This is a genomic window from Streptomyces milbemycinicus (assembly GCF_002154605.1).
Taxonomy (GTDB): domain Bacteria; phylum Actinomycetota; class Actinomycetes; order Streptomycetales; family Streptomycetaceae; genus Streptomyces; species Streptomyces milbemycinicus.
In genome coordinates, this window is record NZ_MUNE01000720.1 from 1 (window position 1) to 7,308 (window position 7,308).

The following is a 7,308-nucleotide window of genomic DNA, read 5'->3' on the forward strand; positions in this document are numbered from 1 at the left end:
TACACCCGCCCCATGCCCCCGGCGCCGAGCCGCCCGACCAGCCGGAACGAGCCGATATGCGCCGGGTCCCCGGCCGCCGGCGGGGCGACTCCGTCCGGTGCGCGGGACGGGCCCGGTAACGGCCCCTCAGCTGACGGACCGTCCGGAACCGGCATCTCCGATCCGCCCATGCCCCCCACAGCCTCTCGTCGCCGTCACCGCGGTTTGTTGGTGGCACATCGCCCCCAGTCAACCGGCTTCCGTTCCGGATATGCTGCGGCGAATTTTCGATTTTTCTGTGGAGAAGGCGGGGAACAGCGCGATGCGCATACCTGGTCGGGCAGCCGTGGGGGCCGCAGTGGCAATCGGCGTGATCGGCATGTTCGGGGCACTGACGGGCTGCTCCTCGGACTCCGGCGACGACAATAAAAGCCACAAGGGAGACAAGAGCGGCAAGGGCGGCGTCAAGGTGGCGGCGGCGAGCGGCGAACTCGGCGGCCGGGACACGGCGTGTGCGCTGCCGGTGCGGTTCAGCCTCGCCAAGTCGTGGAAGCCGGAGGCGGTGAAGGAGCTGGCGGGGGCGGACCCCGAGCTGGGCTCCACCCTCCTCTCACAAGGCCCGGTGACCCTCGTCTGCGAGATCGACGCGAAGCCCGCCGGGCACATCGGCTTTCTGCGCGTATGGACCGGCGACAAGGGCAAGGCCGCGGCCGGCACCGAGCCCCGGCAGCTGCTGAAGGCGTTCATGGCCGAGGAGAAGGGCGTACGCGACGCCCAGTACAGCGATGTGAAGGCTGGCGATCTGCCCGCCGCGGAGATCAGCTACATCCTCGACAACCCCGACCTGGACGAGTCCAAGCGGGAGCGGGCGCTCGCGGTGGTGACCCCGAAGGGCGGCGTCGTACTGCACCTCGGCGGGCTCGACAGCGGTGAGCACGACGCCATGCTGCCCGCGTACGAGCTGGCCAAGCAGACCATGGCAGGCGCCGGCGGCTGACCGAGCCGCGCCGCTACGCGGGCAGGCCCAGACCGCGGATCAGCTGGGCCAGCTCCGCGCGGTAGATCTTGTCGGGGCGCGGGGTCTGGACGCGCATATGGCCGTAGATCTCCAGTGAGACCAGGCCGTGCAGATGGCCCCAGATGCGCAGCGCGATGGCCACAGCCGCGGGTGGCAGGCCGGGGAACTCCTCGCGCACCTCGGCCGCGAGCTTGGGGTCGAAGTCCGACCACTCGAACTCGGCTTCCGGGTAGAGCTCCTTGGCGTGCGGCCAGGCCCCCGCGGCCAGGCCGGTGAGCCCGGCGCAGACACGGTGCTCGGCCTCGGGCGCGGCGCTGGTCTCGGGCGCCTGGTAGCCGGGTACGGGGTCGCCGTAGATCAGCCGGAAGCCCTCGGGGTTGGTGAGCGCCCAGTCGCGGAAGGCGTTCGCCCAGGCCGCGATGCGGCCGGCCGGGTCGTCGGCGGGGCGGGCGTCCCGGGCGGCGTCCACGGCGTCGGCGAGCGAGGTGTACACATCGCTGATCAGCGTGGTGACCAGGTCGTCCCGGGTGGCGAAGTAGCCGTAGATGGCGTTGGCCGTCATGCCCATCTCGCGGGCGATGGCGCGCAGGGTGATCGCGTCCGGCCCGCCCGAGGACATCAGCCCGAGCGCGACCTTCTTGATCTCGGCCGTCGTCTCGGCCCGCAGCCTCTCCCGGCGTCCCGTCGTCGTGCCCACGGGAGCACTCTACAGCGTCACAATCCTTGGTTGCCGTATTAAAACTTCACGCCGTATAGTCGCCGCACGCCGTATAGATCGCGCCGTACAGATCATGCCGTGCGGATCGCCGGATCCACGCCGTGCGGCCCAACTCGCCTGCCTGCATTGGGGATTCGCTTTCATGCGTATAGGAATCATTGGCGCCACCGGCAACATCGGACAGCGCGTCGTCACCGAAGCCCTCCGCCGGGGCCATGACGTCATCGCGTTCACCCGCGACGCCTCCCGTATCGAGGAGGACCGCGAGCACGTGGTGTGGAAGAGCGTCGACGTCCTCGACCCCGACAGCGTGGCGGCCGTCCTGCCCGGTCTGGACGTCCTGATCAGCGGCTTCCAGCCGGGCAACGCCGCCCAGGACATGGCGGACACCGTGCGGCGCTCGATCGCCGATCCGACCGTCTACGCCACGGCCGCCAAGGTGCTGGTGAAGGCCCTGGAGAGGCACCCCAGGACCCGGCTGATCGTGATCGGCGGCGCGGGAAGCCTGGAGATCAGGCCAGGGGTCACGCGCGCCGACTCCGACGAGGAGCTGTACGCGGCGCTGGACTCGCTCGGCCTGCCGAGGGAGTACGCCGCCGCGGTCCGCGGCCACCAGGACGCGCTGAACGTGCTGCGCACCTCGAACCGGCTGTGGACCTACTTCAGCCCGGCCGAGGACATCGCCCCCGGCGAGCGCACCGGCCGCTTCCGGCTCGGCGGTGACCAGCCGGTCCTGGACGCCGAGGGGCGCAGCCGGATCTCCATCGAGGACGCCGCCGTCGCGCTGGTCGACGAGGCCGAGCTGCCCCGGTTCGTCCAGCGGCGGTTCACGATCGGCTATTAGCCGCAGGTCGGAGAATCAGACCAGGCGGCGGTCAGACCAGGCGGCGGGCCGTCGCCCAGCGGGTCAGCTCGTGGCGGTTGGAGAGCTGGAGCTTGCGCAGCACCGCCGAGACATGGCTCTCCACCGTCTTCACCGAGATGAACAGCTGCTTGGCGATCTCCTTGTACGCGTACCCGCGGGCGATCAGCCGCAGCACCTCGCGCTCGCGCTGGGTGAGGCGGTCGAGGTCCTCGTCCACCGGCGGGGCGTCCGTGGAGGCGAAGGCGTCGAGGACGAAGCCGGCGAGGCGGGGCGAGAAGACGGCGTCGCCCTCGGAGACCCGGAAGATCGCGTCGACCAGGTCGGTGCCGGTGATGGTCTTGGTGACATAGCCGCGGGCGCCGCCGCGGATCACCCCGATGACGTCCTCGGCGGCGTCCGAGACCGACAGCGCCAGGAAGCGCACCGGCCGGTCGGCGGCGGCCATCAGGGCCGCGCTGCGGCGCAGCACCTCGACGCCTCCGCCGCCGGGGAGGTGGACGTCGAGGAGGACGACCTCCGGCCGGGTGGCGCTGATCACCGTGACGGCCTGGTCGACGTCCGCCGCCTCCCCGACCACCTCGACGCCCGTACGGGCCGTCTCCCCGATCTCGGCCTGGACGCCGGTCCGGAACATCCGGTGGTCGTCGACGAGGACGACCCGCACCCGGCGCTGTGCCGTCTCCTCCGCCGCCCCGCTCGCCGCTCCGTCCGCCGGCTGGCTCGCCCCGCTCGCGTCGGTCATGTCGTCGTCGCCGCCCTCTCCATCTCCAGCTCCACTACCGTGCCCCCGTCCGGCGCGGACCTCAGCCGCGCCGTGCCGCCGTTCCGTCGCATTCTGCCGATGATGGACTCGCGTACGCCCATCCGGTCCTCCGGCACCGCGTCCAGGTCGAAGCCCGGCCCCCGGTCCCGTACGGAGATGAACACCGTGGCCCCCTCGACCTCGGCGAAGACCTGGACGGTCCCGCCGTCGCCACCGTACTTGGCGGCGTTGACCATCGCCTCGCGCGCTGCCTGCAGCTGCGCGGCCAGCTTCTCGTCCAGCGGGCAGTCGCCGACGACCACCACCTCGATCGGCACGCCGTGGTGGTCCTCGACCTCCGCGGCGGCCGCCTTGACCGCCTCCGCCAGCGTGTCCGGCTCCTCGGCCTCGTCCTTGCCCCGGCCCTCCGGCCGGTACAGCCAGGCGCGCAGCTCGCGCTCCTGGGCCCGGGCCAGCCGGGCGACCTCCCGGGGGTCCTCCGCGTTCCGCTGGATCAGGGTCAGGGTGTGCAGCACGGAGTCGTGGACATGGGCGGCGACCTCGGCCCGCTCCTGGGCGCGGATGCGCATCAGGCGCTCCTCCGAGAGGTCCTGGGCCATCCGCACCAGGTACGGGCCCGCCAGCAGCGCGATGCCCACCAGCACCGCGAGCGCGGCCTGCAGCACCGCGCCCAGGTGCTTGGCCGAGCCCTGCAGTACGACGATGCCGGTGACCCCGGCGCCGACCAGCACCACCCCGGCGGCGCCCCGCGCGATCGGCAGGACCTGCTTGCGGCGGCTGAGCTCGACCCACTGGGCGCGCCGGGAGTTGTCCGCCTGGCGCCAGACCAGGGCCACGCCCGCGCCGATGAGCAGCAGCGGCCAGATGTAGGTGTTGGCGCGGCCCAGCTGGAAGTTCTCGACGAACACGCCCATGCCGACCAGCAGCGCGAGCAGCGCGAAGACCTGCCCCTTGTCCGGTTTGCGGGACAGGATGCGGCGCCCGCCGTCGGCCCCCCGCTCGGATGCCGGGCGGGGGGTCTCGACGCCGCCGAAGCCCAGCGGCACCACGAACCAGAACAGCGCGTACACCAGCGCGCCGAAGCCCTCGGCCATCAGCAGCGCGATGAACACGAACCGCACCCAGGACACCGGCAGCCCCAGATGGCCGGCCAGCCCGCGCGCCACGCCGCCGACCATCCGCCCCTCGGCGCTGCGGTACAGCTTGCGCGGGGGCGGCTCGGCGGCGGGGGGCGCGGCGGCGGTCATGCTCCGATCGTCACACGAACGGCTCCGCCCGGGTATCAGGGTCCCCCCTGATCGTTCCCCGACCTATGAGGAACCGTCCTCAGCCTAGGAGGAACTGTCCTCGATCTTGAAGCCGTCCCGGACGTTCCGGAAGACCGGCAGATACGTGTCCCACTCGTCCGCGGGCGCGCTCAGATAGAGCGCGTACGCCTTGCCGCCCTCCTCGCCGAAGCCGAGGTCGATGGCGCGGTACATGCGCTCCCGCCCCTGGAACTTGAACTCCCAGATCGCCCCGGGCAGGTTCCGGTACGTCGTCTTGTCCATGCGCGTCCGCTCGTAGACGGGGTAAACCTTCTTCAGCTCGGTCTCCAGCCCCTCGAAGTGCTTCACATGGTCCGGGCCTGCCCAGTCCAGCACGTTGACCATCAGCCTGACCTTCTGGCTGGGGTCCAGGAACCTGACCTCCTGGGTACCGTCCACCGTGCCCTGCGAGCTGGAGTCGGGCTGGCGCTTCCAGTCGTCCGGTACGGGGAGGGAGACGCCGAAGTCCGCCAGATCCTCCCGGTGGTAGCCGTCGGGCAGCTCCGGGATCTTGTACGTCGGCGACGACGTTGCGGTGGGCGTGGGGGTCCCGGAACCCGCTCCGTCGTCCTTGCCCCCGCCGAAATCGACGCCCGACAGATACAACCCGGCCGCGACCCCGACCACGGCCACCACGGCCACCGACGCGCTCCACAGCGCCGTACGCCCGCGGCGCCGGCCGCCACCCGGCGGGGGGCCCGGCGCGGCGGGCACAGGGGCGGGCGGGAAGCCGGAGCCGTGGACGTGCGTGGGCGGCGGCGTGGGCAGTTGCGCAGTCGGCGGTGTGGGGGCGTACGTGGCGGGGTGCCCGTACACGGGCGTGGACGGGGTGGACGGGGTGGACGGGTTCGCCGGGTGCCCGTACACGGGCGTGGCCGTGTCCTCGGGGCCGAAGCCGGGCCTGGGCACCGGGGTGGTGGCCGACGCCGGGTCGGGCCTTGGCATCGATGTCGTCTCGGGCAGCCCGGCCGGGCCGCGCAGCGCGCGCTCGATCTGCTCCGCCGACGGCCGGTCCTCGGGCTCCTTGGCCAGCAGCCCCTCGATCAGCCCCGTCAGCGGCCCCGACCGCACCGGCGGCTCGAGCGGGTCGACGGCGATCGCGTACCCGGTCTCGATCGGCGTGGCCTTGCGGAACGGCGGCCGTCCCTCGATGGCCTGATAGAGCGTCGCGCCCAGCGCCCACAGGTCCGAGGCGGGCCCCGGGGTCTTGCCCCTGATCCGCTCGGGCGCGATGTAGTCGATGGAGCCGACGACCTCGCCGGTCTTGGTGAGCGTGGAGGTGCCGGTGGCCATGGCGATGCCGAAGTCGGTGAGCACGACCCGGCCGTCGTCGCCGAGGAGGACGTTGCCGGGCTTGACGTCGCGGTGCAGCACCCCGGCCGCGTGCGCGGCCCGCAGCGCGGCGACCATGCCGCGGCCGACCCTGGCCGCCTCGTCGGGGGAGACGGTCCGGCCGCTCTTGAGCAGATCGCCCAGCGTGGTCGAGGGCACGTACTCCATGACGATGCACGGCATCCCCGAGTCCTCCACCACGTCATGGACGACCACGACATTGGGGTGCGCGATACGGGCGGCGCTGCGCGCCTCGCGGCGGGTGCGCTCGAAGAGGGTGGCGACCTCCTCCTCGGCGAGGTGAGGCGACATGTGCAGTTGCTTCAGCGCGACCTGGCGGTCCAGCAGTTCGTCCTGGGCACGCCAAACCGTGCCCATGCCTCCTCGGCCGATCTGCTCGACCAGCCGGTACCTCCCCGCGATCAGCCGCCCTTCTTCTGACACTGTGTGCCCCTCCCGCTCCCCCTGCTGGCCATGTCCCCCCGCATATGTTCGATGCGCCACGATAGCCGCCGTCGTCTAAGGGACGATCTCAGGGAAGGACCAGGGTTGGGTCGGATGCCGCCCGAACCGCCGGCTTGTCACCATGGTGGGCATGACCGATGCACCCACCGTCACGGATCCGCCCCCCGGCGCGCCCGGCTCCGGCGTGCCCGGCTCCGGCGCGCCCGGATCCGGTGATCCGCGGCCGCCGTTGAGGGCGCCGCTGCGCCGCAGCCGCGAGCAGAAGATGATCTCGGGTGTGTGCGGGGGGCTCGGCCGGTTCTGCGACGTGGACCCGGTGATCTTCCGGGTGGTGCTGTCGGTGCTCGCCGTCACGGGCGGCCTGGGCCTGATCGTGTACGGCTTCTGCTGGCTGCTGGTCCCGCTCCAGGGCGAGGAGGAGAACGAGGGCCGCAGGCTGCTCTCGGGCCGGGTGGAGGGCCCGGCGCTCACCGCGGTGCTGTGCGCGCTGGTGGGCTGCGGTCTGTTCCTGTCCATGCTCAACAACGGCAGCGTGATCTTCTTCTCCATCATGCTGACCATCGCCGCGGCCGGCGCCGGTACCTGGTCCCGCCACCGCCACCAGGCGGAGAGCGGGGGCGTGGTGGACCCGGCGACGGCGCAGGCGGTGGCCGACGCGCCGCCCGAGACCAAGGCCCCGCCGCCGGCCTGGGGCAACCCGTCCTGGTGGCGGGACCCGATCGTCAAGGACGGTACGACGGGCCCGGTCGGCGCGGACACGGGCTATCTGTGGGGCCCCGACGACGGCTCGGACGGCGTCTCGTACGCCGGCGGGGCCGCCGGGCGGGGGGCGGCGTTCCGCAGGCTCCGCAGGGCGCCTGG

The 7,308-nt window shown here is 72.3% G+C and carries 7 protein-coding genes; 3 read left to right on the plus strand and 4 right to left on the minus strand.

All coding sequences use genetic code 11. From position 1 onward, the window contains the following. The first annotated feature begins 337 nt into the window (after positions 1 to 337). Positions 338 to 976 (plus strand): lipoprotein, encoded by a 639-nt coding sequence (locus CCN51_RS43935; RefSeq protein WP_238545394.1) that lies wholly within the window; start codon positions 338 to 340, stop codon positions 974 to 976. Positions 977 to 989: 13 nt separating this feature from the next. On the opposite strand, the gene CCN51_RS43940 is transcribed toward CCN51_RS43935, so the two are convergent. Beyond that, positions 990 to 1,694, minus strand: a complete 705-nt coding sequence (locus CCN51_RS43940; protein ID WP_014177371.1) for a TetR/AcrR family transcriptional regulator — start codon at positions 1,692 to 1,694, stop codon at positions 990 to 992. Between the two features lie 163 nt (positions 1,695 to 1,857). Here CCN51_RS43940 and CCN51_RS43945 point away from each other — a divergent pair, with 163 nt between their 5' ends. Next, positions 1,858 to 2,559 carry an NAD(P)-dependent oxidoreductase gene (locus CCN51_RS43945; protein ID WP_014177372.1) on the plus strand — a complete coding sequence of 234 codons (702 nt, stop codon included), beginning with the start codon at positions 1,858 to 1,860 and terminating at the stop codon, positions 2,557 to 2,559. 31 nt (positions 2,560 to 2,590) lie between these two features. On the opposite strand, the gene CCN51_RS43950 is transcribed toward CCN51_RS43945, so the two are convergent. The 3 genes from CCN51_RS43950 to CCN51_RS43960 all read right to left on the minus strand — a co-directional run bounded on the left by CCN51_RS43950 (position 2,591) and on the right by CCN51_RS43960 (position 6,426). Further along, complete coding sequence (locus tag CCN51_RS43950) at positions 2,591 to 3,322, minus strand: LuxR C-terminal-related transcriptional regulator (RefSeq protein ID WP_014177373.1); 732 nt, start codon at positions 3,320 to 3,322, stop codon at positions 2,591 to 2,593. Beyond that, positions 3,319 to 4,590: an ATP-binding protein gene (locus CCN51_RS43955; protein WP_014177374.1), complete on the minus strand. Its 1,272-nt coding sequence runs from the start codon at positions 4,588 to 4,590 to the stop codon at positions 3,319 to 3,321. Before CCN51_RS43955 ends, CCN51_RS43950 begins: the two co-directional genes overlap by 4 nt. A gap of 84 nt (positions 4,591 to 4,674) precedes the next feature. Next, positions 4,675 to 6,426, minus strand: coding sequence for a serine/threonine-protein kinase (locus tag CCN51_RS43960; protein WP_043487057.1), 1,752 nt, complete (start codon positions 6,424 to 6,426; stop codon positions 4,675 to 4,677). 151 nt (positions 6,427 to 6,577) lie between these two features. On the opposite strand from CCN51_RS43960, the gene CCN51_RS43965 reads away from it, so the two are divergent. Then, positions 6,578 to 7,308: PspC domain-containing protein (locus CCN51_RS43965; protein ID WP_143676092.1), on the plus strand; the 731-nt coding region annotated here is incomplete at its 3' end.